Raw genomic sequence first — 25,940 nt, forward strand, 5'->3', positions numbered from 1 at the left:
CCATACGGGATAACCTGTGAGGTTTGTATGTATTAATTGATAAGCACTTTAGCTAAAAACTATCCTACAATATTTACAATCTTACCTGGTACCACGATCACTTTTTTAGGTGTTCTACCGTCCAATTGTTTTTGCGTACGCTCGTCTGCCATTACCGTTTTTTCAATGTCATCTTTACTCATATCCATTGGTAACTCCATCGTAAAACGCATTTTACCGTTAAATGAAATGGGATAATTTTTAGTGCTTTCTACTAAAAATTTCTCTTCAAACTCTGGATAGATAGCGGTTGAAATGGATTCGGAATGTCCAAGCTTACTCCATAATTCTTCAGCAATATGTGGAGCATACGGCGCTATTAAAACCGCTAAAGGTTCTAGAACTTCGCGACTATTACATTTTTGCGCGTTCAATTCGTTTACACAAATCATAAACGTAGAAACCGAGGTATTAAAACTGAAATTCTCGATATCTTCGGTTACTTTTTTAATGGTTTTATGCAGTGTTTTTAAAGAATCTGCCGAAGCTTTTTCCTCGGAAACTTCAAATTGGTCGTTGTTGAAATATAACTTCCAAAGTTTCTTCAAAAAGTTATGCACCCCGGTAATTCCGGCAGTATTCCATGGTTTTGCCTGATCGATAGGCCCAAGGAACATTTCGTACATACGTAATGTATCTGCGCCATAATCCTCACAAATATCATCTGGATTCACCACATTGTATTTAGACTTCGACATTTTTTCAACCTCACGACCTACAATATAAGCCCCGCTTTCTTCAGTAAGAAATTCCGCTTCCTTAAATTCCGGCCTCCAGTTTTTAAAAGTTTCAACATCTAATTCATCAGAAGCATTTACATATTCTACCGGAGCGTGAATAGCCTGTACCGATTTTACTTCACTAAGATTTTTAGAAACAAATTTGTTTTCTCCTTCAAGGCGATACACAAAAGCACTCGTCCCCAAAATCATTCCCTGGTTGATCAGCTTTTTAAAAGGTTCTTCAACTTTTAAATATCCGCGATCTTTTAAGAATTTAGTCCAGAATCTGGAATATAATAAATGCCCGGTGGCATGCTCGCTCCCGCCGATGTATAAATCTACATTTTCCCAATAATCCAGTGCAGCTTCCGAGGCAAAAACCTCATCGTTGCCGGCATCCATATAACGGAACAAATACCAGCTACTACCCGCCCAACCCGGCATGGTATTCAGCTCTAAAGGAAATATCGTTTCATCATCAATCTTATCATTACTCACCACTTTATTGGCTGCAGTATCCCAGGCCCAATTGGTAGCATTCCCTAATGGTGGTTCACCTGTTTCGGTTGGCAAATATTTTTCAACTTCAGGTAAATGCAATGGCAAATGCGCTACATCGATGATTTGGGGTAAGCCATTTACATAGTATACCGGGAATGGTTCCCCCCAATACCGCTGACGAGAAAATACGGCATCTCTTAAACGATAATTGGTTTTACCGTAGCCTGCACCTATTTCTTCTAACTTAAGAATGGCTTTTTGTAGCGCTTCTTTATATTCTAATCCGTTTAAAAAATCGGAATTAGCGATTACCGTTCCTTCTTTACCACTATGGGCCTCTTCAGAAATATCGGCGTTTTCAAAAATATCTTTTATAGGGATTTCAAAATGCTTTGCAAAATCATAATCCCGTTGATCTCCACATGGCACTGCCATTACCGCTCCCGTTCCGTAACCTGCCAACACATAATCACCAATCCAAATTGGCACTGGTTCTTTAGTAAACGGATGCTCTGCATACGCACCGGTAAAAGCTCCGGAAATCGTTTTTACATCGGCCATTCGCTCACGCTCACTTCGCTTTGCGGTCGCTTCAATATAAGCCTCTACTTCTTCACGCTGCGCATCGGTAGTTATTTCTTTTACTAACTCATGTTCTGGTGCAAGCGTCATAAACGTCACTCCAAAAATCGTATCTGGTCTAGTGGTGAACACCTTAATCCCCCTAGCCCCCGAAGGGGGAATATTGCTTTCGTTTTCCTGATCTGAATAATCCTTTAATTGTGCTAAATTATTACTGACTTGTTCAAGAATAACATCAATATCACCTAAAACTTCCTCATTTTTAAATCTTAAAACTTCGAAACCTCTGTCTGCAAGAATTTTTGTTCGCTCTTCATCATATTCTTTAGTCTCCTTATGAATTCCGCCATCGACTTCAATCACTAATTTCTTTGAAAGACAAACAAAATCTACAATAAAATCACCTATTAAGTGCTGTTGCCTAAATTTATAGCCGTCCAGTTGCTTATTCCTAAGTTGAGACCATAGCGCAGCTTCTGCTTCGGTTGGATTGTTTCTATTTTCTTTTGCCTTTTCAATTAGAAGATGGGAGTTATTGCCTCCCGTCATATAACCGGGTTTTGCTTTCTCTTCCCCTTTGGGGAAGGATAGGATGAGGAACTCTACTATAGCTCCAACCGATTTCCCGATCCAGTTACGCTGACTTTCTTTTAAACTGTCAGTCCAGTCCAGCTCTTCCAAGCCCTTAAGCAAACGCTCTGCAAAAGCAGAAATTCGCATGCTCCACTGTGTCATTTTCTTACGGATTACCGGATAACCGCCACGTTCTGAAACGCCGTTTACAATCTCGTCGTTCGCTAAAACCGTTCCTAATTGCGGACACCAGTTTACTTCGGTTTCCGCTAAATACGTTAATCTATATTTTAATAAAATTCGTTGTTTTTCTTCGGAAGAAAACTTGTTCCACTCCTCTGAAGAAAAATCTTCGATAGCATCATCACAAGCAGCATTTACCCGTGTATTCCCTTCGGAAGCAAAAATTGCTTCAAGTTCGGAAATCGCTCTTGATTTATTAGCTTCTAAATCGTACCAGGATTCAAATAACTCACTAAAAATCCATTGCGTCCATTTGTAATATTCCGGATTACTGGTACGCACTTCTCTACTCCAATCGAAACTAAACCCAATTTTATCTAATTGCTCACGATATCTCGCAATATTATCTTTGGTCGTGATGGCAGGATGTTGCCCGGTTTGAATGGCATATTGCTCAGCCGGCAGTCCAAAACTATCGTAACCTTGTGGATGTAATACATTAAAACCTTTATGGCGCTTATAGCGAGCATAAATATCACTGGCAATATAACCTAGCGGATGCCCCACATGCAAACCGGCGCCCGATGGATAAGGGAACATATCGAGTACGTAATATTTTGGTTTCTCTGAGGAGTTTAATGCTTTAAAAGTCTGGTTTTCTGCCCAATACTTTTGCCATTTGGCTTCAATGTCGTTGAAGTTGTAGTTCATTTTCTTTCTATTTCTGAACGTCCTAAACGGACTTTATTTTAATCGGAACTCGATAATTGAGATTAAATACTTAAGACCAGCCTCGCAATAAAAAAATCTTCTAATAAAAGTTTTATGGGCTTTTCTTAAGGTAATTTCCTGAATTCCGTAATTATCAATTGTTAACAATCGTGCAAATTTACAATTTTAAACCAGTTGGGAGCAATTAAGAATGGAAATAGGTTGCAGTTTGATTCGCTGTCAGCGCTTAACTATCAGCTTTTAGATTTCTCCATTTCCCTACGTTTCACCTGCCTGCCGGCGAGGCAGGGTCGAAACGAACATAATTTTCCAGAAGTGATTCATTCAAAATTCAGCATTCAACATTCAACATCACCACTCTTTTTTCCTGATTCTTGACTCCTCATTCCAATTCTAAATTCTAACCTCTAAAAGCGAAGCGGTCTAACTCCTTCTGGCTTCCTTTTCCATCGGTAACAATGCGCGATAAATAAATTCGTTCACCGGAGTTTCGATTCCTAATTTCTTGCCTTGTTCTACAATATAGCCGTTGAAATTTTCTAATTCTGAAGGTCGCCCCTCCATAATATCCCGCTGTGTAGAAGCGGTAGTCGTCATTTCCTGACCACTAATAAACTGGAATAATTGCGCTACATCCTCCTCATTAAAATCCACTCCTTTAGCCTGGGCAATCGCTTGAATTTCTAGTCCGGTTTTCTTTAAAATCTCCTGTAAATAATCATCTTGCCACATTTTACCAATACCTACACGGGTTAATCCACCTAAACCACTTACGGTTGCAATAAAGGCAAACTTTTTCCAGATGGCTTTATAAATATCATCTGGAACCATTGCTTTAATCCCCGCATCGTTAAAAATTTCATTCAGCTTTAAAGCTCGATCTGATTTTTCGTTATCCATTTCTCCAAAAATAATCTCGGGTTCCAAATAGAAATGATTAATGAGCCCGGGTTCTTCTTTTTTGCTATAAATTTTACAAAGACCAGCCAAAACATTCTTTTTAGAAATAACTTCCTGGAGCTTTTCCATATTATCGGCGCCATTTTGTAATGGTAATATCATAGTTTCTTCAGTAATAATCGATTTTAGCTTTTTTGCAGCATCTTTTATTTGCCAGGATTTTAGTCCTAAAATCACTAAATCTGGTCTTTCTATTTCGCTAATATCATCAGTTGCTTTTGCGGGTTGTATCACAAAATCACCGTTTATGCTATTCACACGAAGTCCGTTTTCTTTAATCGCCTTTAAATGTGCATTTCTGGCTATAAAAGTTACATCATGTCCTGCCTGTGCTAATCGACCACCAAAATAACCGCCAACTCCACCAGTACCGTAAATAAGAATTTTCATAGTTTCCGTTTTTCTTTTTCTATAGATTAATTAATTCAAAATTTTAATAGCATTTTCACAAAAATTGAATCTTATTCTTTCAAATTTACGCTTATCAGAATAATTCTTAAAGTTTGGGCGTTAAGAAAGTCTGGAAACCGTTTACTTTATTATTTTTACAAAAAATTGGTAGCTGTTTATGAGCACATCGTTTGAACGATATCAAAAGCGACGTTTAATTTCATCTTACTTTTCTGTAGTGCTAAGTATCGCACTGGTACTGTTTCTACTGGGAATGTTGGGTTTACTGGTATTAAATACCAAAAAAGTAGCCGATCATTTTAAGGAACAAATTGCAATCACCGTTTATTTTAATGATGATGCCAAAGAAGAGGCCATGCAGAATCTTACCAAAAGTTTAGACACTGCTTCGTATACAAGATCGGTAACTTTTGTATCTAAGGAAGAAGCTGCAAAGCAAACCAAAGAAGCCATTGGTGAAGATTTTATGGAATTTCTGGATTATAATCCGCTCCAAAACTCTATAGATGTGTATATGAATGCCGATTTTGTTTCTTCAGAAAAAGTAGAAGAAATTGCCGCCAAACTTTCAGAAAATAGTGCCGTAGACGAGGTTTCTTATGATAAGCCTTTAATTTCTTTGCTGAATAACAATCTTAAGAAAATTAGTTTTTGGGTGTTGATCGTTAGCGCTTTATTTACGTTTATAGCGGTTTTACTAATAAACAGCTCTATAAGGCTATCGGTTTACTCTAAGCGATTTACTATAAAAACGATGCAAATGGTGGGCGCCACTAAAGGCTTTATTCGCCGCCCATTTATCTGGAATAGTGTAAAATTAGGAATGATTGGTGCCATAGTAGCCCTTATAGGTATGGCAGCAGTAATTTACTATCTAAACAATAGTTTTGCCGAGCTAAACCTGCTTGCCGATAAAAAGATTATATTAGCTTTGTTTGGCGGTGTTTTTCTAACCGGGATTATTATCACCTGGTTAAGTACATTTTTCGCTACCACCAGATTTCTAAATTTAAAAACAGATGAGCTTTACTATTAAAGCTAAAATCATATAACATGAGCAATAACACCAAACCCCAACAACAGGATAAAAATTTTGTATTCGGTAAAAAGAATTACAAATTCATGTTTATCGGTCTGGCAGTAATCGCTTTAGGATTTATTTTGATGGCAGGTGGCGGTAGCGACGATCCTAATGAATTTAATGAAGCTGTTTATAATTTTCAGCGCATTCGCCTTGCCCCAACCATTGTTTTAATTGGTTTTGGCATTCAGGTTTATGCGATTTTAGTAAACCCACACAAAAAATAGAATTTGGATACTTTAGACGCCATCATCCTGGGAATAATTCAGGGATTAACTGAATTTTTACCCGTTTCTTCCAGCGGACATTTAGAATTAGGAAAAGCTATCTTAGGAGATAGCAGTCTTCCCGAAGAATCTATGATGTTTACCGTTGTACTTCATTTTGCTACGGCTTTAAGTACTATTGTCGTTTTTAGAAAAGATATATTTGATATTTTTAAAGGTCTTTTTCAGTTTAAATGGAACGAAGAAACTCAATTTTCAGCTAAGATTATTATCTCTATGATTCCGGCTGCCCTTATTGGTGTTTTCTTCGAAGATTATTTAGAAGAACTTTTTGGCGGAAGCGTAATTTTTGTTGGTTTTATGCTCATCATTACCGCTCTTTTACTATGGCTGGCAGATAAAGCAAAAGATACTGGTAAACCAGTATCTTTTATGAACGCTTTTGTAATTGGTGTTGCACAAGCCATCGCTATGCTACCGGGAATTTCACGAAGCGGTTCTACCATTTCGACTTCTGTACTTTTAGGCAACGATAAAACCAAAGCAGCACGTTTTTCATTTTTAATGGTAGTGCCGCTAATATTTGGTAAAATCGCTAAAGACCTATTAGATGGCAACATTACTGAAGAATCGGTTGGCGGTTCTCATCTCATTATAGGTTTTGTGGCCGCATTTTTATCCGGCCTTGTTGCCTGCACCTGGATGATCTCTTTAGTACGAAAAAGTAAACTTTCTTATTTCTCCATTTACTGCTTTATCGTAGGAATCTTTGCCATTGCCTTTGGGTATTTTGCTTAATTTATTCTGAACCTATAGCTGAAACGACTTAAATTTTCAACAAAAACTAAAATCATTACCCACGATCCTAAATTTGTATTTAAGTTTGAAGCTTTAAATAGATTTTGATATATGGATCATCCAATTATTACTGCAGAAGAATTTAAAACAGGGCAAATCTTACTTTTTGACAAGCCCTTAAACTGGACGTCTTTTCAGTTAGTGAATAAAGTACGATGGATGATTCGCAAAAGCTGTGATATTAAAAAGATTAAAGTAGGCCATGCAGGAACTTTGGATCCTTTAGCAACAGGACTTTTAATTATTTGCACGGGGAAATTCACTAAAAGAATACCAGAACTTCAGGGCCAAATTAAAGAATATACCGGTACTTTTTGCCTTGGGTCCACTACAGCTTCTTACGACCTGGAAACCGAAATCGACGAAACGTTCCCCATAGATCACATTACCGAAGAAAATATAGCAGAAACTACAAAAAGTTTTATTGGCGATATTGAACAATTGCCTCCGGTATTTTCTGCATTAAAAAAGGACGGAAAACGACTTTATGAATATGCCCGTAAAGGAGAGGAGGTTGAAATAAAACCAAGAACCATAAGTATTGAAGCATTTGAAACTGATGCTTCAGACTTTCCAGATATTAACTTTAGAGTAGTTTGTAGTAAAGGGACTTACATAAGAAGTCTTGCCCACGATTTCGGAAAAAAATTGAATAGCGGTGCGCACCTTTCTTCATTAAGAAGAACAAAAATTGGTGATTTTTCTATAGAAAACAGTTTAGGCCTTGATGATTTTGAAAAGCAATTACCAAGACCTGTTTCAGGTGCTTAAAAACGCTTACCTATAGTAATTCCTACACGCGGGTAAACTTCAATATCGTTACTATCACCAAACAACCTACCGGCACCGGCATAAATTTCACCTATATAATTATTACGGGTTAGTAATTTAAATCCTACAGCCGCCCCTAAACCAAAATTCGTTGTTTTTTTGTCGTACACACTTATGCTGTCTTCCCTATACTCCCCATTGTCATCATAATAATATTCATAGCGATTATAAATATCGCGGTAAGTTGCAATTGCCGAATTAGCCTCGATAAAAAAACCGGCATTCTTTTTCTTTCCAAAAAACAAACGATAATACGGACTCAAAATAAAACGTAATGACATATCCTCTGCGTTTTCCAAACCTATTGCTATCGAAGCACCAACACTACTGTTATCTTCCAAAAAGTATTCATAAGTAAGCTCTGGAACACCAGCAATAGACATGGCTAAATTGAATTTTAATTCCTGCTTGGTTTCATCTGAATCCTGCTCTTGCTGAGCATTAATAATCGAGGAAGTACACACAAAAAATAAGAGTAAAATTTTCTTCATTTTATTGATTGATGAATTGGTTAAATAATACGCAAAATATTAAATTACCAATGCATATCGCTATTATATTTTAAAATTTTATAAAATATGGTTTAATTTACACAAGACCTGCTAAATAAGTTTTACCATAAATACAATTTAAATAAAACTCTTAACTAAGCTATTGGAATATAAACTTTAAAAAATGCTAACTTCCATGCAAAATTACAAATAACGATCACGGTTTATAACACATGCAGTTTATAGAAAAACATAAAGCCTTACTCTTAACCACTTTGGTATTTTTAGTATTGTTTTTAGGGCTATACAACTGGCATTTGGGAAGTAGCGCAAGGAAAAGCCAGGAATTTTTGGTCGACCTGGATTCTTTCACCCAGTCTTTACAACAAGAAGAAGAGCAAACAGAACCTGAAAAAACAGCAAAGCAAACAAATTCTAAACCACAAACACATCGTGCTTTTGATCAAAATAATAAAGCCAGGGAAGCGAATTTCGATAAAAAGTTAAACGATATTTTCCAGAAAAATTCGGCTTCACAAACCGAAACCTCAGACAATAGCGAGAGCAATTCTTCTGGAGATTATGCGGTTGGAAAACCTGGAAAAAAAACACAAAAGCAATCTGATGGGGATAATTCGAACACTGCCACCTCTACTAAGCGTGGTAGCCTAAAGAACAGTTCTATTTCTTTTAATTTAAAGGGAAGAACGGCCGTAAACATTCCTAATCCTATTTATACCTGTAGTATTTCTGGTAAAATAGTCATCAATATCAAAGTGAACGAAAGTGGCCGTGTTATAGCCACATCATTTAATGAAGCCAGTTCTTCTACTGATAACAAATGCTTGGTAGAAAATGCGCTGCTTTATGCTTCTGAAGCGGTTTTTAGTGAACTCGCCGGGAGGGATAATCAGCCGGGAACGATTACTTATCAATTTAAACCTTAAAATTATGACTCAAAAACATAGATGCGGCTGGTGTTTAGGCGACGAATTATATGAAACCTATCATGATGAAGAATGGGGCGTACCGGTACATGATGATCAAAAATTATTTGAATTTCTAATTCTGGAAACTTTTCAGGCTGGCCTAAGCTGGATTACTATCTTAAGAAAACGAGAAAATTTCAGGAAGGCTTTTGATAATTTTGATTATAAAAAAGTAGCTGATTATTCCGAAGCAAAAATTCAGGAATTACTCCAGGATCCGGGGATTATTAGGAATAAATTAAAAGTGAGAAGTGCGGTTACCAATGCGCAGCTTTTTATGAAAATTCAGGATGAATTTGGCAGTTTTGACCAGTATATCTGGAGCTTTGTAGATCACACACCAATACAGAATAAAGTAAAAAATTACAAAGAAGCTCCGGCGACTACAGAAATTAGTGATAAACTAAGTAAAGACCTCAAAAAACGTGGATTCAAATTCGTGGGATCGACCGTAGTTTATGCGCATATGCAAGCTACCGGTATGGTAAATGATCACGAAACTTCCTGCTTCAGATATAAAGAAGTATAAAAAATTACCAAAATAAAGATTTTAACAACACTAATTAATTGATAAATCGTTATACTTGTATGATTTTTTAACAAAAAAGATTAAAAATCAATCATCATGAAATGTCATGGGCATGTAGCTTATCAACTTAATAAATTATTTACCCATCCCTATTTTCAAGCACCAACATTAATCACTCCATATTATCCAAAATAAATACTTCGTAAAAATGAATGTTTATAAAGTATTATTAGGTATCTCTACATTTTTACTATGTTTATTTTTTGGAATGATCATCTTTGGATATACTAGTATTACAGGCCCTGTACTTATTCTTTTCTTTTTAAATACGGCTTTAGCCTTTAGAGGATTTCCCAGCTTAAAAGGTTTCACTTTTACAACGATTATTTTTGCAGCAGTAACTACATCGATGTATTACCCGCAATATTTTATAGCTGTAGGAGATTTTAAATTAACCAATCTTATCACACCGCTTATCCAAATCATCATGTTTGGTATGGGAACTTCTATGAAGGCAAAAGACTTTGCCGCTGTGATAAAGACCCCCAAAGGAGTGGTTATTGGAGTTTTGGCACAGCTGGGCATTATGCCATTTATGGGATATATACTGGCAGTAGTTAGTGATTTTCCTACTGAAATTGCTGCAGGGATTATTCTTATTGGAAGCTCACCAAGTGGGATGGCTTCTAATGTTATGGCTTATCTAGCCAAAGCAAATCTTGCCCTCTCTATTAGTATAACCGCCATAGCCACATTAATGGCACCTTTATTAACCCCTTTATTAATGAAATTATTAGCCGGAGAATTCGTAGAAATTGATCTCTTGGGAATGATGTGGAATATTGTAAAGATGATCATCATACCTATTGGAGCTGGCTTATTATTCAATAAAATTTTTAAAGACAAAACTCGATGGCTTGATAAAGTTATGCCCATAATATCTATGCTAGGCATTGCTTTAATCATTGTAGTAATCACTGCTGCAGGCCGTGATAGCTTAATGGATATTGGGGCATTATTGATTTTGGTGGTTTTAATACACAATCTATTTGGATACCTTTTAGGATACTGGGTAGCAAGAGTATGTAAAATGTCAGAGCGCGATGCAAGGACTATAGCATTAGAAGTAGGAATGCAAAATGGCGGACTGGCATCGGGGATCGCTAATTCTTTAGGAAAAATAGCCACAATTGGACTGGCGCCGGCGGTTTTTGGACCGTTAATGAATATTACCGGTTCCATACTGGCTTCTTACTGGCACAAGAAAAATCCTGAAGAACCTAAAAGCAATACTAAAGAAATCGAAAATGATATCCCATAAAAGAATTTTGGAATGAAAAACCTTATTCTTTTTTATTTTAATTTTTAAAAAGAAAGCAAGAAAAACAATGAAAAAACAACCTGAAACTCATAACTATTGAGAGATACCAGATAGTTATAAATATTCAAGAAATTCCTTTCTGGAAATTTCTTCTGCCCCAAGACTTTCTAAATGATCTGTATGCACCTGGCAATCGATAAGTTTTACTCCGTTTTCCTGAAGTTTCCTTACCATACTTATAAAACCGTATTTAGAGGCATTGCTTACTTTTGCAAACATGCTCTCCCCACAAAAAAGCTTTTTATTTTTTAGATAAATCCCATATAAGCCTCCTACAATCTCCCCATCCTTCCAAACCTCGACAGATTGAGCGATTCCTTTTTTATTTAAACCGATATAAGCGGCCTTCATTTCTGGCGTGATCCAGGTACCCAGCTGTCCTTTTCGTTTGATTTTAGCACAGTTCTCTATTACCGTTTCAAATGCTTCGTTATAGGTAATTTTAAACGCTTTTTTTTTAAACAGCTGTTTCATGCTCTTTGAAACCTTTAATTTATGTGGAAATAAAACCATTCTGGGATCCGGGCACCACCATAAAATAGGCTGAGATTCATCGTACCAGGGAAAAATCCCTTTTGAATACGCTTCCATTAATCGGCTTTCAGTAAGTGATCCTCCAACAGCAAGTAATCCATCATCTGAAGTGTATCTAATATCTGGAAAGGGTTCAAATGGATTTAAAATTTGCAACATACAATGTTTTAGGATTAAGAAATGTACAAAAAGAAAAAAGCTTAGCACCCTAAAGAGGTACTAAGCTTTTCAAAAAAATTATATTCTAGGTTTAGAAAGGAAGATCGTCATAATCTTCATCTTTAAAATCCTGAGCGGGCTCAAAATGATCTTCTGGTGGTGGTACGTTTTGCCCCCCTGGTTGTGATGGCTGTAAATTTTCTATTCTCCATCCCTGGATAGAATTAAAATATTTGGTTTCTCCTTGTGGGCTTACCCATTCTCTACCACGAAGGTTAATCCCAACTTTCACCGGTTGCCCCACCTGATATGTATTTAATAAATCTGTTTTATCCTGAACAAACTCGATCATTAAATCCTGCGGATATTGCTCTTCTGTAGTGACTACCAATTCTCTCTTTCTAAAACCGTTACTTCCAAAAGTTTTGGTGTCTCCAATTAATTTAATCTTTCCTTGTACTTCCATCTTCGTTTAATAATTTGCTAGTAATAATTTCCACGCTTCTATCACCTTTCCTTTATCAAGCAATAATTGCGCCTGTTTATGAATTGCTTCTGTTTCTTTTGCGGCAATAATTTCGGTAAATAAATCGTCTTCAGAAACGTATAATTTCGATTCTTCCAAGCTCGGCAATTCTTCAACATTCCCTAATTTACCAAGATCATTACCGGTTAAAATAACACTCTGTCTAATTTCCTTCGGAATAGCATCTACACCAATCCCTAAAGTAGCAATCGGCTTTGGCACTTCAAACATGCCGTCCTTAGCCCTGGTGTACCAGTTACCGCCCATCCTGGCTACCTGATCGATCTTTACCTGATCTATATAGCCCTCTTCATCTAAAATCTCTTCTTTTATATGTGTTTTTATAACTTCACATACTACCAGATTTCCTGCGCCACCTTCCTGTCCCAGCTCGATAATTTCATTTACTTTACATTCAAACTGAACGGGAGATTCTGCCACCCTAAAAGGTTTTACAAGATCTGATGGCTGCATGCTCAATCCGGATTTCTCAAACTCATTTACACCTTCAGCATAATCAGTGCTGCTTAAGGACATTTGCTGCACCATCTTATAATCAACGATATTAATCACACATTCTTTAACCGTTTTAAGGTTTAAGAGCGTATGTTTAAGACTACCATCTTTCCCCCTTCTCACCGGAGAAAACACCAAAATTGGCGGATTAGCACTAAATACATTAAAAAAACTAAAAGGAGCCAAATTTGGCCTTCCTTCCACATCTAAAGTACTGGCAAAAGCAATAGGTCTTGGTCCTACCGCCCCGCTTAAATACCTGTAAAGAGCGCCAGAAGGCGATTCCTTAGAATCTATACTTAACATGCGTTGATTTTTCACAAAGGTAATAATTAGGAGATGGAATATAAAGATTGACCACACAATAATATTCACATTAAAACGCTTATATTTAACCCCTTTTAAAATAGAGAGGAACTCTTTATGAATTTTAGTGACGAACGAAAGTACAACCGCTGGTTTATCATATTTGCAGGATTAGCCGTAATTGTACTGGTTTTATGGAATACCACCATATTTTTTAACCGCCTTAAAGATGAAGAGCGCACCAAGATGAGTATTTGGGCTGAAGCTCTGCTGGAACTGGATCGCGCCGACAGTAACGAGAATTTGAGTCCGCTGATCCTTAATGTTCTTAATAGCAATACTAGTATTCCCACCTTGCAAACCGACGAGGAAGGAACTATTGTGTCTTCTCACTTTATCGATCCTGAAAAAATAGACACCCCTGAAAAAGCCGAAAATTACCTTAATCGCCTGAAGGCTGAAAACGAGCCTATAATTATGCATCTGGACCGATTTAGGACGCATAAGGTATATTATGGAAATTCCCCTGTATTAAATAGTTTAAAATATTATCCGCTGGGACTGGTTACCATTGGATTTTTGATTATAGGGGTCATTTACTTTTTTTACACCACCACCAAAAACAGCGAGCAAAATAAATTATGGGCAGGAATGGCAAAAGAAACGGCCCATCAGATAGGAACGCCGTTAAGTTCTTTAATTGGGTGGACTGAAATTTTAAAGCAGGAAAAAGTTAATGACGCTTATATTGTTGAGATGGAAAAAGACATACAGCGTTTACAAACCATTACCGAACGTTTTTCTAAAATTGGATCTGCACCGCTTCTGGAAGAAACCGATCTTGTTGAAGCGACCAGGCAAAGTTACCAGTATTTACAATCCAGAAGCTCTAAACTTATCGATTTTAATTTACAGGTTCCCAGAGAAAAAATTATTGTAAATCTAAATACGCAGTTATTCAGCTGGACTATCGAAAACCTGGTAAAAAACGCTATTGATGCGATGCGCGGTAAAGGAAAAATCACCATCGAAATCAGGCAAAATGATAAGCAGGTTTTTGTGTATGTTCATGATACGGGAAAAGGAATCGATAAAAACCGATTCAAAATTATTTTTGAACCCGGACAAACTACCAAAAAACGTGGCTGGGGACTTGGCTTATCCTTAGCGAAACGCATTGTAGAAGAATATCATGATGGCCGTATTAGAGTGGCTAAAAGTGAAATTGGCGAAGGCACTACTTTTGAAATCATGCTTAGAAAAAGCTCAGTACCTGCTTAATATTTCCCGAAGATCTTCTGGAATTGGCAGGGTTTTATTTTCACTAAAATCGTAAAAAACAGAGACATCATTTCCTAAAGCACAAAGCTGGTTTTGGTCATCAAAAATATGATGCTCAATTTTAAAACTTTTATTGCCTACTTCAGCAATCCGGGTCTTAACAATGGCACTCCCCGGGTAATATAAGGCTTTTTTAAAATCGCAATGCGTAGCAACCAGCATAGCTCCTTTGTTTTTTTCAGCATACATTTTATGCAACCCGGTGGCTTCCCATAGGTTCACCCTGCCAGATTGCATAAAACGCATAAAACTTAGGTTATTCACATGGCGATACATATCCAGGTCGCCCCAGTCTATCCTTAGTTTTAATTCAAGCTTAAAGGTTCCCAAACTTACAAGTTTACGTGGATAGATTCTGCCAGTTCCTTAAATTCATCATCAGTCATTTCGTAATGATTGGCAAAATTCATATCACTCATATCATTAAGCGGTATTAAATGTACGTGTGTATGTGGGACCTCAAGCCCTACTACAGCAACGCCTACCCGTTTACATGAAACTGTTTTCTCTAGCGCAAGGGCCACTTTTCTGGAAAAACGCATTAGCTCCATATACATCTGTTCTTCCATATCAAAAATATAATCTACTTCTTTCTTCGGAATACAGAGCGTATGCCCTTTACAATTTGGACGAATATCTAAAAATGCCAGAAACTGGCTATCCTCTGCTACTTTATAGGCAGGAATCTCTCCCTGAACTATCTTCGTAAATAAACTGGCCATAATTGATTGTTTTGATTAGTGCTATAAAATTAAAAATCCTTTTCTCAAATCACCGTTAAAGGATTAAGAAAAGGACTTTTATAAATCATAAAAGCGATTAAGGATAATTACTCCCTCCAAATCTCTAAAACTTCAAATTTCATAGTACCGCTTGGGACTGCAATATCAGCAACCTCACCTACCTTTTTACCCAACAGACCTTTACCAATAGGAGAGTCTACAGATATTTTTCCCGTTTTTAAGTCGGCTTCACTCTGAGCCACCAATTTATATTTAACCTCAGCACCATTATTCTGATTTTTAATTTTCACATGAGAATGAATCAAAACTTTAGAAGTATCTAATTGCGACTCATCAATAACCCGTGCGTTCGCAACCACTTCTTCTAATTTTGCTATTTTCATCTCTAAAAGTCCCTGCGCCTCTTTTGCAGCATCATATTCTGCATTTTCACTTAAGTCTCCTTTATCTCTGGCTTCTGCGATAGCTTCAGAAGCTCTTGGGCGCTCTACATCTTTAAGGTGATTTAATTCATCCCTTAATTTTTTTAGTCCTTCTGCAGTGTAATAAGATACTTTACTCATAACTTCGTCGTTTTTATAATTGGTAAAGGGCCTTTATTAAGAGGCCTTCTTCCAAAAAAATAATATGTTTTTAATGATTGTTTTTAATCTAATGAGCTATTAAAAGGCGATCGAATCAAGAACCTCGAGGCGAGCCCAAGCGGTATCAACCGGTAAACCCTTTTTATTATTTAGAGGCTAGCCATGGAGTATTTTCCTGTTGGCAATACCAATAAATTTTCAACTAAAGGAGATGTATAAAGTCCCGCGGTCTGACTGCGAACTTATTATTTGAAAGTTGCATGATCATTAGATTATTGTTTATTAATAAAAAAAATCCCACCTATAATGGGATTGATTCTAACAAATATAAGAAATTTACGTTTGTGATAAAAAAAGAAATTAAATGAAGCATTTTTTATTTTTTTGCCTGATAAGCATTTTAATTTCAGGCTGTTCCTCTAGTGATGATGGGCGCAATAATAATCCTAACCTGGTTGATATAAATTTTCAATACCGAATTAATATTGAATCCGCGGAATTTAATCAGCTTCAATTTCCGGGAAATCAGGTTCCCATTTACTACGAAGGTGTTGGAATTGGCGGAGTAGTTGTTTATAATGTAAATAATGATCTGTACCTGGCTTACGAACTTAGCGACCCTAATCATGTACCGGATCAAACTTGTCCGGGAATGACGATGAACGGAATAGAAGCCACCTGTAGTTGCGAAGGCAATGTTTATAATATTATTACCGGAGAACAGGTAGAGGGCGAGGGCGACTACGCCATGAAAGCCTATCGGGTTGAAAAAAATGGTAGGTTTCTTACCATTTCTAATTAACTATTTTCTAAAATTCCCAGGGGTAGCATCTGATGCTTTTTTAAAGAACTTGATAAAGTAAGAAGGATCCTCGAAGCCCAGGCACCAGGAAATTTCAGCAATATTCCAATTGGTATGTTTTAAAAGTGCTCTGGCTTCCAAAGAAATGCGTTCATTAAGAAGCAGGGAAGTGGTTTTTCCCGTAGTTTCCTTTAATACCCGGTTTAGATGATTTGCATGGATATTTAAGTGATACGCAAATTCACCGGCACTCTTTAATTTTATTTGTTGAAGTGGATTTTCAATAGGAAACTGCCGTTCTAGTAGTTCCATGAATAATGATGTAATTCTTTCTGAAGCTTTAGATTCGGTTTTATTACTCTCAAGTTTTGCCGGCTGTAATTTTAAGGCTTCATGAATTAGTTCAAAAACCAGATTCCGTAACAAATCATACTTATAATCGTAATCTGCACGAATTTCTAAAAACATTCTATCATATATAGCCAATATTCTATGAAAATCGGCATCTTTTAAAGACAATATTGGCGTACCGCTGCTCTGAAATACCGGATAGTCTTTAAAGTTCCCAAAGCCATTCATAAAATCTTCGGTAAAGACACAAAAAGCGCCTGTTTTTTCCTCAGAAAGTGGTTCCCAGTTATAGGGCACCTGTGGATTAGCCACCAAAAGCATATTTTCTTCTACCTTAAGCGTTTTATCAGCATAATGCACTACATTTTCACCAGAGATCAGGCTAATTTTATAATAATCTTTTCGGCTATAGGGCATTGCTTTAGTGGTTCCAAAATAATCACTTAACCGAAAAACATTAAATTGCCCTGTTTTTTGTAGAATATCGCTAGGAAGTTCCCCTAGTTTTTTCCGGTAAAAATCCTCTAAGCTCATTGTTTTTTCCATCATCCTAAAGATAAAAATTTAGAGAAAGTATTCCGTAGCAAAAGCACTACAGAATACTTTTCCTATATTCCTTATTACCAACTAAATATTCTGGCCGCCAGAAACTTCGATACGTTGGGCGTTTACCCATTTGGCATCTTCTGTACATAAAAAGGCAACAACGCCACCAATATCATCGGCCTGTCCTACGCGATCTAAAGCGATAGATTGTTTTACATGTTGGTTTACCTGTTTGTTATCACGCACCAAACCGCCACCAAAATCGGTTTCAATCGCTCCCGGTGCCACAGTATTTACTCTAATCCCCCGTTTACCAAATTCTTTGGCTTCGTATCTGGTTAAAGAGTCTATCCCTGCTTTCAAGGCCCCATAAACACTATAACCGGGCATGGTAAATCTGGCCAGACCAGAGCTGATATTTACAATGCCGCCACCATCATTTAAAATATCCAGTAATCTTTGCGTTAAAAAGAACACGCCTTTAAAGTGAATATTGGTTAAAAGATCAAAAGTTTCTTCGGAGGTTTCAGCGATTGGCTGATTAATTCCTATCCCGGCATTATTAACCAGAAAATCGATGTTTTCAGCCTTAAATTCAGATTGTAAAACCTGTTGAAGATTTCGTTTAAATTCGTCAAGACCTGAAACATTTGCAGTATCTAACTGAAGTGCCACAGCATGACAGCCAATTTTCTTAATTTCAGCAACAACTCTTTCAGCTTCTTCTTTTTTACTGTGATATGTGATCACGACATCCAGTCCTTTAGCTGCCGTTTTTAAAGCCATATCTTTACCCAGACCACGACTTCCTCCTGTAATCAATGCAATTTTTTTCCCTGTACTCATCATTTTTAATTTTAAATTCAAAGGCAAAATTAAATAAGTACTTCCCTGAATTTTAGAAGCGATCAAACCAAAAATGGTAAAATTCAAACAATAAAAAATGCCTGGAATTTTAGAAAATCCCAGGCATTAGTAACTAAGATAAATCTAACAAATTTAAAATCTTAGGGTAACTCCGGCTAAAAAATTTGTGGTGGCCTGTGGATAATATCCTGCACCGCCTAACGTCTCTACTCCGTTTGGCATCTCTGGATTTTCTATATCATAAGTGTAGAAGTATCCATTAGATACGTATTTTTCGCCAAAAATATTATTAACTAATCCTGTAAACACCACTTCTTTAAATAATGGAGGGGTGTCCCACACGTATCGTATATTAAAATCGTTTACAAAATAAGAATCCAGCTTAGATGTTTCTAACTCCAAATTACTCATATATTGCTCCCCTACATATTTGCTTAATAAATTTAACTGAAGATTTTTAATTGGAGAAAGCCTAATCATATTGCCGGCTACAACATTAGGGGAAAATGAAATTTCAGTATCTCCAAAATTTTGCCGAATGCCATCAAAAACTGCTACGAAGTCCTTATTTCTATTTCGGCTTATTGCAATATTAGGTCTTAAACTTAACCAGTCATTTACCCAGATCGTAGCATCTACCTCTAATCCCAGTCGGTAACTTTCTCCGCTGTTTTTTCTAATCGCAGCACCTTCTTCATCAATTTCCCCGGTTAACACTAATTGATCTTTATAGTTCATAAAATAAAGATTCGTGTTTACCTGAGTTTTTCCCGAATTAAAACGCCAGCCTAACTCGTAATCGACCAATTGTTCTTCGGTTGGAGCGACCTCTTCATTTTGAAAAGCATCTTCGTAATCAGATCGTGAGGGCTCACGATGCGCAACTGCCACAGATCCATATAGCTGACTTTTTTCATTAAACTGATAAGTAAAACCTCCTTTAGGATTAAAGAAATCGAAATTCGCATCGATAGGAAAATTGGCAACTTGCTGAGTGGGTCCATCCCCTTCGTAATTGATGGTTCTTAGCTGCAAATCACCATACACCGCAAACTTAGCGGTAATCGAAACCGTAGCTTTCCCATAGATATTAAAATCTGTTTTTACTGCATTGTTTTTATAAAACGGCTTGTAAGGATCATTGTTACGTGCAAATCTGGTATAAATTACCTCCCCAAAATGATCGCCGTCGTAGCGATTCCAACCACCTCCAACAATGGCATCTACCGTACTATTCTTATAATTTAAACTAAAAGTAGTGCCATAAAAATGATTATCCAGCCAGCTGGTATTCACCAAATCAGATGAAGTAATTTGTGCACCATCTGCGATGAAATTTGGTAATCCAAAATCAATGAGGCTGGCATCTTCTTCATACTCCTCGTAATATCCTCTCCCGTAAGTATAATGCAGTGCAAGATTAGATGACCAGTTTTTATTGAAAGTTTGGTTCCATAGCAACTGGTAATGATCCTGCTGGTAATTATCGGTTTGGTTATCGTAATACTTTACGTTGCCGTCTTCATCGGTATATTCACCAGCAGGATTATAGGTTCTGTCATTTTCTAAAGTTTCAGCATCCATCCCATACCAGGCCTGATACGTTCTTTCTTTCCCGCCAAACATCAATGCTTTTACCAAAGTACCCCCATCAATATAGCTTCCTTGCAAAAAGTAAGATTTAAGTTCTGATTCCGCCCTATCGATATAACCATCACTTTTAATCAATGAAGCTCGACCAGAAAACTCCCAATGATTATTAAATAAACCTGTGCTAAATTTAGCCGTATGCTTATGTGTATTATAAGAACCGTAGCTATTAGCTATTTCGGCCGAGGCTTCTTCATTATATCGATTGGTTAAAATATTGATACTAGCCCCAAATGCGCCGGCACCATTAGTAGAGGTTCCCACACCACGTTGTAACTGAATGTTCTCTGTAGATGATGCAAAATCGCCCAAGTTCACCCAGAAAGTTCCCTGACTTTCAGCATCATTATAAGGCACACCATTAATGGTAACATTTGTTCGTGTAGCATCACTACCTCGTACCCTGATCCCGGTATAACCAATTCCGTTTCCGGCATCTGTGGTCGTTACTACAGAGGGTAAATAATTCATTAATACAGGAATATCCTGCCCAAGATTTCGCTCGCCGATCTCTTCATTGGTTAAATTACTGTAGGTAATGGGCGAATCGGCGTCTACCCTAACAGACTGCAAGAACACTTCACTTAAAGCTTCCTCTAAACCACTAAGATCTACATCTAATACCTGATCTGACTTAAGATCGATCTCAAAAGATTTTCGATTTCCGTACACAAACTGAACTGTGTGTTTCCCTTCCTCTAAAGTAAGCTTGTATTCCCCGGAAGCATCTGTAAGTGTTCCTGATTTTTTGGTGGTGGTGTAGACCGAAACTCCGCTTAAAGGTTTTCCTTCCCGTGTCACTGTCCCTGAAATTTGATACTGCTGCGCCACCACTGCATAGCCAGAGAACAGCAATAAAAAACTGAATAATATATTTTTCATTCGTAAAAAATTTACGAATAAAAGGGGCCATTATTCCATTAAAAATTTGGTTAAAAAATAAATCCTGAATTTCTTCGATTCTAATTCCGAAGCCTATCCAGGAGTGCTGTAGTGCGCTTTGCACTTATCCCTTGGCAGCATTACCCGCCCAGGTTCATTGGGTATAATCTCAGCCCGAAGGGCACCCCTTATGAGATTTGCTGCAAATGTAGAACGCTTTTTTTGATTATGAACAATTATTGCAATTGATTTAAATGGTTTATTTTTGAGAAGCGCTAAAAACTATGCAAAACACTAAAAGATCGATTACCCTAAAAGTTGTTGCCGGCTACCTGCTTATTGCGGTCCTGGTGGTGGTGGCCGTTTGGTTTATTTATAACCGGGTAGTCATCTTTAGCCACATGGCGCAAAGCAATAGCAGTAACAATGAACAGCTTTTTTTAGTTAGTGAGCTTACCAGCGACCTATATGAGACTGAAAATGTGAGTCGAAGATTAATCCAAACCGGCACTAAAGAAGATATCGTTTTATACCAGGCACAACTGGATTCTATTAAAATGAATTTAGTTGAATTAGACGAGCAATATGCCGAAAATCAACTACATACTGAACTTGACAGCATTTATAAGCTTTTAGACCTAAAAACCGAAAACCTGGAAGCTTTAATCAATCTACGGGAAAAAGAACGCAACACCAATTACTACAAACAGGTAATGGAAGAGCTTAACCGGGTTAATGAAAGTTTTGAATCTAATCAGGGCTACGACGACAGATTTAATGATTTAGAACCTTACCAAAAAAGAGTCCTTGTAAAATGGCTGGAATATGCACGTGCAGATAATGCCCGATCATTGACCAATCAAACTGCAGATTCCTTAGTGAATTCTGTAAAAAAGGTATTAAACGATTTTCAAAAAGCTAATATTAAGTTTAGGCAAACCATCATCGAAAAGGAAAATGATTTGCTGGATAATGATATGGTACTTAACCAGCAACTTCGAAAAATCCTAGCCAATATTGAGAAAGACGAGCGGGAGGCTTCTTTAGAACGAACTGAAAAAGCACAGCAAACTTTAGAAGACACCGTTTCTATCATTATGGTTTCCGGAATTGTTTGTGTAATTGTAATCTTGCTGTTTTTAATGCTTATTATTCGTGATGTAAGGCGTAGCCAGCAATATCGTATTGAATTGGAAGAAGCCAAAAACTTCGCAGAAACCCTTCTAAAACGCCGGGAACAGCTTATGGCTGCTATAACGCACGATCTAAGGTCTCCTTTAAATACCGTGATTGGCTATTCTGAATTGATGAACAAAACACAGCTGGGTAATAAACAACGTCACTACCTAAGCCAGATCAATAAATCTTCAGATTTTATTCTCCATTTGGTAAACGATCTGTTGGATTTATCGAAACTTGAAGCCGGTAAAATGCTGGTAGAAAATTTACCATTCAATCCTAAAAAACTTATCAGCGATACCGTTCAGAATAACATCCCCGCAAATTTAAATAAAGACCTTGAGGTTATCATTGATATTTCTGAAGAGGCTGATGGGCAATATTCAAGCGACCCTTTCAGAATAAAACAAATTATTGCTAACCTGGTCACCAACGCCTGTAAGTTTACCGAAAAAGGCAACATAATAGTCTCGGCTGAAATTGAGACCAAAACAAAAGATATACAATACCTTATTATTAAAGTAAAAGATACCGGAATTGGAATTTCTAAAGAAAAGCAGGAAGTTATTTTCGAAGAATTTAGTCAGGAAAACAGCGGTATCGAAAAGAAATATGGTGGTACAGGCCTGGGCCTCACCATCACAAAAAGTCTTACTTCTTTGTTAAAAGGCGAAATTAGTTTACAAAGTGAACAGGGTAAGGGAAGTGAGTTTACCATTACCATCCCGGTCCAGAAATCTAAAAACCAAAAGAAACCAGTCCCAGAAAATCCACATCCTCCTACAGAAAAAACAGATAGTTTAGATTTGGGAAACAAAAAGGTTTTGGTGGTCGATGATGAACCGGCGCAATTGGCGTTAACTTTAGAATTCCTAAAAAATCATCTTTTAAAATTCGACACTGCTGAAAATGGTAAAAAAGCACTTGAGCTTCTCGGCAAAAATCAATATGATTTGATTCTTACCGATATCCAAATGCCAATTATGGATGGTTTTCAGTTAATGAATGCTATTAAAAAAGACAAAAACCTAAATAAAACTCCGGTTATTGCTTTATCCGGCCGTACAGATATGAAAGACGAAGTATACACCCTTACGGGTTTTACTGCTAAGCTTACCAAACCTTTTAAACCAAAGGATCTTCTACTTAGCATTAGTGAAGTTTTTAATGTTGAAACCAAAACTGAAGAAAAACCACTTATTCCAAAAAACGATTTTACACCTAAGCATAACGAGTTTTATAATTTGGAAGATATTTATATGTTTTCTGGCCAGGACAAAGAAGCTATGCATATTATCATTAAGGCGTTTTTAGAAAGTTCTCAAGAAAATATAGCGAAGATAAAATTTCACAAAAAAGACAAGAATTATGATGCTATAGGTCAAATAGCGCATAAAATGCTCCCTATGTTTAAACAAATGAGAATTACCCCTGTAATTCCTGTGTTAGAACGATTGGAAAAGAAAGTAGAGGTATGTGATACCGAAATTGATGAGTTAATACAACAATTACAAACAGTATTGCGAGAACTAGAAAACGAGGTTATAGTTTGATATTATATTGCTTAAGCTTGTTGTAAAGCGTTTTTCGGTCTATAGACAACATTCTGGCCGCCTTACTTTTATTACCTCCTGTTTTTTCTAAAGCTTCCAGGATTAGCTTCTCCTCGTTCTTATTTTTAAAAAGTCCGTAATCCTCTTCCCTTTTTTCAGCAGTCGCAATCTCGTGTGGTAAAACTTTCATTGGGATTAGTTTATCCTGTGTAAGTAATACGGCACGTTTTACCATATTTTTGAGCTCACGTAAATTTCCGGGCCAGGTATAATTTTTAAAAGCTTCAACCGCTTCATCGGTAAAACCAACAACTTCTTTCTCTAACTCGGCATTGGCTTCTTCTAAAAAATGATCTGCAAAAAGCATAAGATCCTCTTTACGATCTTTTAAAGAGGGAACTTTTATGGAAAACTCATTTAGACGATGGTATAAATCTTCTCTAAACTCTCCGTCCTTTACGGCCTGAGATAGATCTTCGTTGGTTGCGGTAACCACCCGAATATCAACTTCTATTTCTTTATTACTTCCCACCGGTTTAATTCGGCGTTCCTGCAGAGCCCTCAATAATTGCACCTGAAGCTCATAGCTAAGATTTCCTATTTCATCAAGGAATAATGTTCCGCCATTTGCTGCTTTAAAATGGCCTGTTTTATCGTTTATTGCCCCAGTAAATGAACCTTTAATATGACCAAAAAACTCACTGGAAGCAATCTCTTTAGGGATCGCTCCACAATCCACTGCGATAAAAGGAGCATCTTTACGCTTGCTTTGATAATGAATACTTTTAGCAACATTCTCTTTTCCGGTACCGCTCTCGCCGGTAATTAAAACCGACATATTGGTAGGTGCCACAAGCTCTATATAATCATTGAGTTTACGTGACGCATCACTAACTCCCTTAATATATTGAACACTGTCATCTACTTTTTTGCTTTTTTCGCTTGCTATTTTTCTTTTAGGTATTCCTTGCTCGACAATCTCGGTATTTAAAGCATTCTCTATAGTTTGTAAAATAGATTCGGGCCTAAATGGCTTACTTACATAATCAAAGGCACCGTCTTTCATTGCCTGCACAGCCATACTAATTTCCGCATAACTGGTCATTACAATTACCTGAGTAGAGGGATTATTGGATTTCACCTCTTTTAATATCTCTAAACCATCGTAATCTGGAAGCCGCACATCGGTAAGTACAAGATTAAATTCTGAATTAGCTATTAGTTTTAATGCATCCCCACCTGAAAAACAAAGCGCTGCTTCGTAACCTCTTTTAGATAGAAATGTTTTGAGCATGGTACCGAAAGGAACGTCGTCTTCTACTATGAGAATCTTTGGCATAATCTAATTTTAATAGAGGTCACAAATTTAGAAAAGATATAACCAAATTCTTACAAATAAAATATAAAAAAAAAAGAGGTCTTGAATAGACCTCTTTTTCATCTAAATTAGAATATAACCTAAAAGTTTACTCCCATTTTAAACGGTAGAACCGATTAGAAAAAATCGCCAAATTTAAGTAGTATTTTTCCAAACATTCCTATATGTGTTAGTTAGTAGTATTAAGATTGCCCTGAAAAATACTCACTAACCGGTTCTTTTTCCGTTGCCGCAAAGTTGGAATCTTTGTTTCTCGGCATCACTTTAACCTCGTAAAAAAATCCTTTTTTAACTGATTTTAAAATTAGTTACCATCAATAACTTCGTCTTCCTTAAGCCACTCTCCATCAGCGGTAGCATATACGGTTTTTACTTCACCATCACTAGCAATATTAAGTTTGTAAATCTTTTTATCATTCTCTAATTTCACCCAGGCTTCAGAAGCTACAGCGTTAAATTCTGTCATTGTAGCATCCTTAACTGGTTGTGGTAGAGCTAATACATCTATCATTTCGAAGCCAACAACTTCAGGAGCTACCTCAGCCTCTATCTCTTCTGTTGTTTCTTCCACAGGCTCTTGCTGTGCCCGCATGGTTTGGCTTGCAAAAAATAATCCTGCAACTGCCATTACTGATAAAATTGATTTTTTCATGAGTATAAGTTTTAGTAATAATTCTGTTTGTTATTTTTTCGTTTTGTTGGTTGTTTATAGTAAAGGAAAAATTATACCCAATTCAAGAGACCACACAAAACAGACTAATTATCAGTTATTTATATTAAAAAAAGATTTTTAAGCCTATGTCATTTTGTAGAAATTATGAGGCTTTAAGAATTAATTATGTAGAAATGATACGCAATCCATAACTACAGGAGAGTACTATCGGATCCTTCTTAAAAGTTTGTCAGAAAATGTTTCAAAAGAGGTATACGAAA

The 25,940-nt window shown here is 36.8% G+C and carries 24 protein-coding genes; 10 read left to right on the forward strand and 14 right to left on the reverse strand.

Annotation, left to right across the window (positions count from 1 at the left end; genetic code table 11):
• Positions 1-59: 59 nt before the first annotated feature.
• Positions 60-3,311, reverse strand: a complete 3,252-nt coding sequence (leuS, locus tag ZPR_RS20995) for a leucine--tRNA ligase (protein ID WP_013073798.1) — start codon at positions 3,309-3,311, stop codon at positions 60-62.
• Between the two features lie 444 nt (positions 3,312-3,755).
• Positions 3,756-4,682 (reverse strand): ketopantoate reductase family protein, encoded by a 927-nt coding sequence (locus ZPR_RS21000; protein WP_013073799.1) that lies wholly within the window; start codon positions 4,680-4,682, stop codon positions 3,756-3,758.
• Between the two features lie 178 nt (positions 4,683-4,860).
• On the opposite strand from ZPR_RS21000, the gene ZPR_RS21005 reads away from it, so the two are divergent.
• The 4 genes from ZPR_RS21005 (at position 4,861) to truB (ending at position 7,640) form a co-directional block, all read left to right on the forward strand.
• Positions 4,861-5,739 (forward strand): cell division protein FtsX, encoded by an 879-nt coding sequence (locus ZPR_RS21005; RefSeq protein ID WP_041579308.1) that lies wholly within the window; start codon positions 4,861-4,863, stop codon positions 5,737-5,739.
• Positions 5,740-5,756: 17 nt separating this feature from the next.
• Positions 5,757-6,011 (forward strand): DUF3098 domain-containing protein, encoded by a 255-nt coding sequence (locus tag ZPR_RS21010; RefSeq protein ID WP_013073801.1) that lies wholly within the window; start codon positions 5,757-5,759, stop codon positions 6,009-6,011.
• Between the two features lie 3 nt (positions 6,012-6,014).
• Positions 6,015-6,809 (forward strand): undecaprenyl-diphosphate phosphatase, encoded by a 795-nt coding sequence (locus tag ZPR_RS21015; protein WP_013073802.1) that lies wholly within the window; start codon positions 6,015-6,017, stop codon positions 6,807-6,809.
• Positions 6,810-6,920: 111 nt separating this feature from the next.
• The gene (truB, locus tag ZPR_RS21020; protein ID WP_013073803.1) at positions 6,921-7,640 is read left to right on the forward strand and encodes a tRNA pseudouridine(55) synthase TruB; all 720 of its coding nucleotides are present in this window, start codon (positions 6,921-6,923) and stop codon (positions 7,638-7,640) included.
• Here the strand turns inward: truB and ZPR_RS22750 are convergent.
• Entirely contained in the window at positions 7,637-8,191 is a 555-nt protein-coding gene (locus ZPR_RS22750; RefSeq protein WP_013073804.1) for a DUF3575 domain-containing protein, read from the reverse strand. The genes truB and ZPR_RS22750 overlap by 4 nt on opposite strands.
• Positions 8,192-8,424: 233 nt before the next feature.
• Between ZPR_RS22750 and ZPR_RS21030 the strand changes: the two genes are divergently transcribed.
• From ZPR_RS21030 to ZPR_RS21040, 3 genes are all read left to right on the forward strand, one after another.
• Positions 8,425-9,138, forward strand: a complete 714-nt coding sequence (locus ZPR_RS21030) for a hypothetical protein (protein WP_013073805.1) — start codon at positions 8,425-8,427, stop codon at positions 9,136-9,138.
• A gap of 4 nt (positions 9,139-9,142) precedes the next feature.
• Entirely contained in the window at positions 9,143-9,709 is a 567-nt protein-coding gene (locus ZPR_RS21035; protein ID WP_013073806.1) for a DNA-3-methyladenine glycosylase I, read from the forward strand.
• Between the two features lie 208 nt (positions 9,710-9,917).
• Positions 9,918-11,030, forward strand: coding sequence for a bile acid:sodium symporter family protein (locus ZPR_RS21040; protein ID WP_013073807.1), 1,113 nt, complete (start codon positions 9,918-9,920; stop codon positions 11,028-11,030).
• A 114-nt stretch (positions 11,031-11,144) separates the two neighbouring features.
• On the opposite strand, the gene aat is transcribed toward ZPR_RS21040, so the two are convergent.
• The 3 genes from aat to ZPR_RS21055 all read right to left on the reverse strand — a co-directional run bounded on the left by aat (position 11,145) and on the right by ZPR_RS21055 (position 13,131).
• Positions 11,145-11,783 carry a leucyl/phenylalanyl-tRNA--protein transferase gene (gene aat, locus ZPR_RS21045; protein ID WP_013073808.1) on the reverse strand — a complete coding sequence of 213 codons (639 nt, stop codon included), beginning with the start codon at positions 11,781-11,783 and terminating at the stop codon, positions 11,145-11,147.
• A 91-nt stretch (positions 11,784-11,874) separates the two neighbouring features.
• Complete coding sequence (locus ZPR_RS21050) at positions 11,875-12,249, reverse strand: DUF3127 domain-containing protein (RefSeq protein ID WP_013073809.1); 375 nt, start codon at positions 12,247-12,249, stop codon at positions 11,875-11,877.
• A gap of 6 nt (positions 12,250-12,255) precedes the next feature.
• Entirely contained in the window at positions 12,256-13,131 is an 876-nt protein-coding gene (locus ZPR_RS21055) for a flavin reductase family protein (protein ID WP_041579311.1), read from the reverse strand.
• 117 nt (positions 13,132-13,248) lie between these two features.
• Between ZPR_RS21055 and ZPR_RS21060 the strand changes: the two genes are divergently transcribed.
• Positions 13,249-14,412, forward strand: a complete 1,164-nt coding sequence (locus tag ZPR_RS21060) for a sensor histidine kinase (RefSeq protein ID WP_013073811.1) — start codon at positions 13,249-13,251, stop codon at positions 14,410-14,412.
• Here the strand turns inward: ZPR_RS21060 and ZPR_RS21065 are convergent.
• From ZPR_RS21065 to greA, 3 genes are all read right to left on the reverse strand, one after another.
• On the reverse strand, positions 14,398-14,802 hold the full coding sequence (locus tag ZPR_RS21065) for an acyl-CoA thioesterase (protein WP_013073812.1): 405 nt from the start codon (positions 14,800-14,802) through the stop codon (positions 14,398-14,400). The genes ZPR_RS21060 and ZPR_RS21065 overlap by 15 nt on opposite strands.
• A 2-nt stretch (positions 14,803-14,804) precedes the next feature.
• On the reverse strand, positions 14,805-15,194 hold the full coding sequence (locus ZPR_RS21070; protein WP_013073813.1) for an HIT family protein: 390 nt from the start codon (positions 15,192-15,194) through the stop codon (positions 14,805-14,807).
• Between the two features lie 107 nt (positions 15,195-15,301).
• Complete coding sequence (gene greA / locus ZPR_RS21075) at positions 15,302-15,778, reverse strand: transcription elongation factor GreA (protein ID WP_013073814.1); 477 nt, start codon at positions 15,776-15,778, stop codon at positions 15,302-15,304.
• Between the two features lie 385 nt (positions 15,779-16,163).
• On the opposite strand from greA, the gene ZPR_RS21080 reads away from it, so the two are divergent.
• Positions 16,164-16,601 (forward strand): hypothetical protein, encoded by a 438-nt coding sequence (locus ZPR_RS21080; protein WP_013073815.1) that lies wholly within the window; start codon positions 16,164-16,166, stop codon positions 16,599-16,601.
• On the opposite strand, the gene ZPR_RS21085 is transcribed toward ZPR_RS21080, so the two are convergent.
• From ZPR_RS21085 to ZPR_RS21095, 3 genes are all read right to left on the reverse strand, one after another.
• Positions 16,602-17,501: a helix-turn-helix domain-containing protein gene (locus ZPR_RS21085; RefSeq protein WP_013073816.1), complete on the reverse strand. Its 900-nt coding sequence runs from the start codon at positions 17,499-17,501 to the stop codon at positions 16,602-16,604.
• A 78-nt stretch (positions 17,502-17,579) separates the two neighbouring features.
• Entirely contained in the window at positions 17,580-18,344 is a 765-nt protein-coding gene (locus ZPR_RS21090) for an SDR family NAD(P)-dependent oxidoreductase (RefSeq protein WP_041580170.1), read from the reverse strand.
• Positions 18,345-18,497: 153 nt separating this feature from the next.
• Complete coding sequence (locus tag ZPR_RS21095; RefSeq protein WP_013073818.1) at positions 18,498-20,897, reverse strand: TonB-dependent receptor; 2,400 nt, start codon at positions 20,895-20,897, stop codon at positions 18,498-18,500.
• A 284-nt stretch (positions 20,898-21,181) separates the two neighbouring features.
• Between ZPR_RS21095 and ZPR_RS21100 the strand changes: the two genes are divergently transcribed.
• Complete coding sequence (locus tag ZPR_RS21100) at positions 21,182-23,629, forward strand: ATP-binding protein (RefSeq protein WP_013073819.1); 2,448 nt, start codon at positions 21,182-21,184, stop codon at positions 23,627-23,629.
• On the opposite strand, the gene ZPR_RS21105 is transcribed toward ZPR_RS21100, so the two are convergent.
• Positions 23,619-24,968 carry a sigma-54-dependent transcriptional regulator gene (locus ZPR_RS21105; RefSeq protein WP_041579317.1) on the reverse strand — a complete coding sequence of 450 codons (1,350 nt, stop codon included), beginning with the start codon at positions 24,966-24,968 and terminating at the stop codon, positions 23,619-23,621. The two genes, ZPR_RS21100 and ZPR_RS21105, sit on opposite strands and share 11 nt — an antisense overlap.
• Positions 24,969-25,311: 343 nt before the next feature.
• Positions 25,312-25,635 carry a hypothetical protein gene (locus tag ZPR_RS21110; protein WP_148211776.1) on the reverse strand — a complete coding sequence of 108 codons (324 nt, stop codon included), beginning with the start codon at positions 25,633-25,635 and terminating at the stop codon, positions 25,312-25,314.
• Between the last annotated feature and the right edge of the window lie 305 nt (positions 25,636-25,940).

This window comes from Zunongwangia profunda SM-A87 (assembly GCF_000023465.1).
Lineage (GTDB): Bacteria > Bacteroidota > Bacteroidia > Flavobacteriales > Flavobacteriaceae > Zunongwangia > Zunongwangia profunda.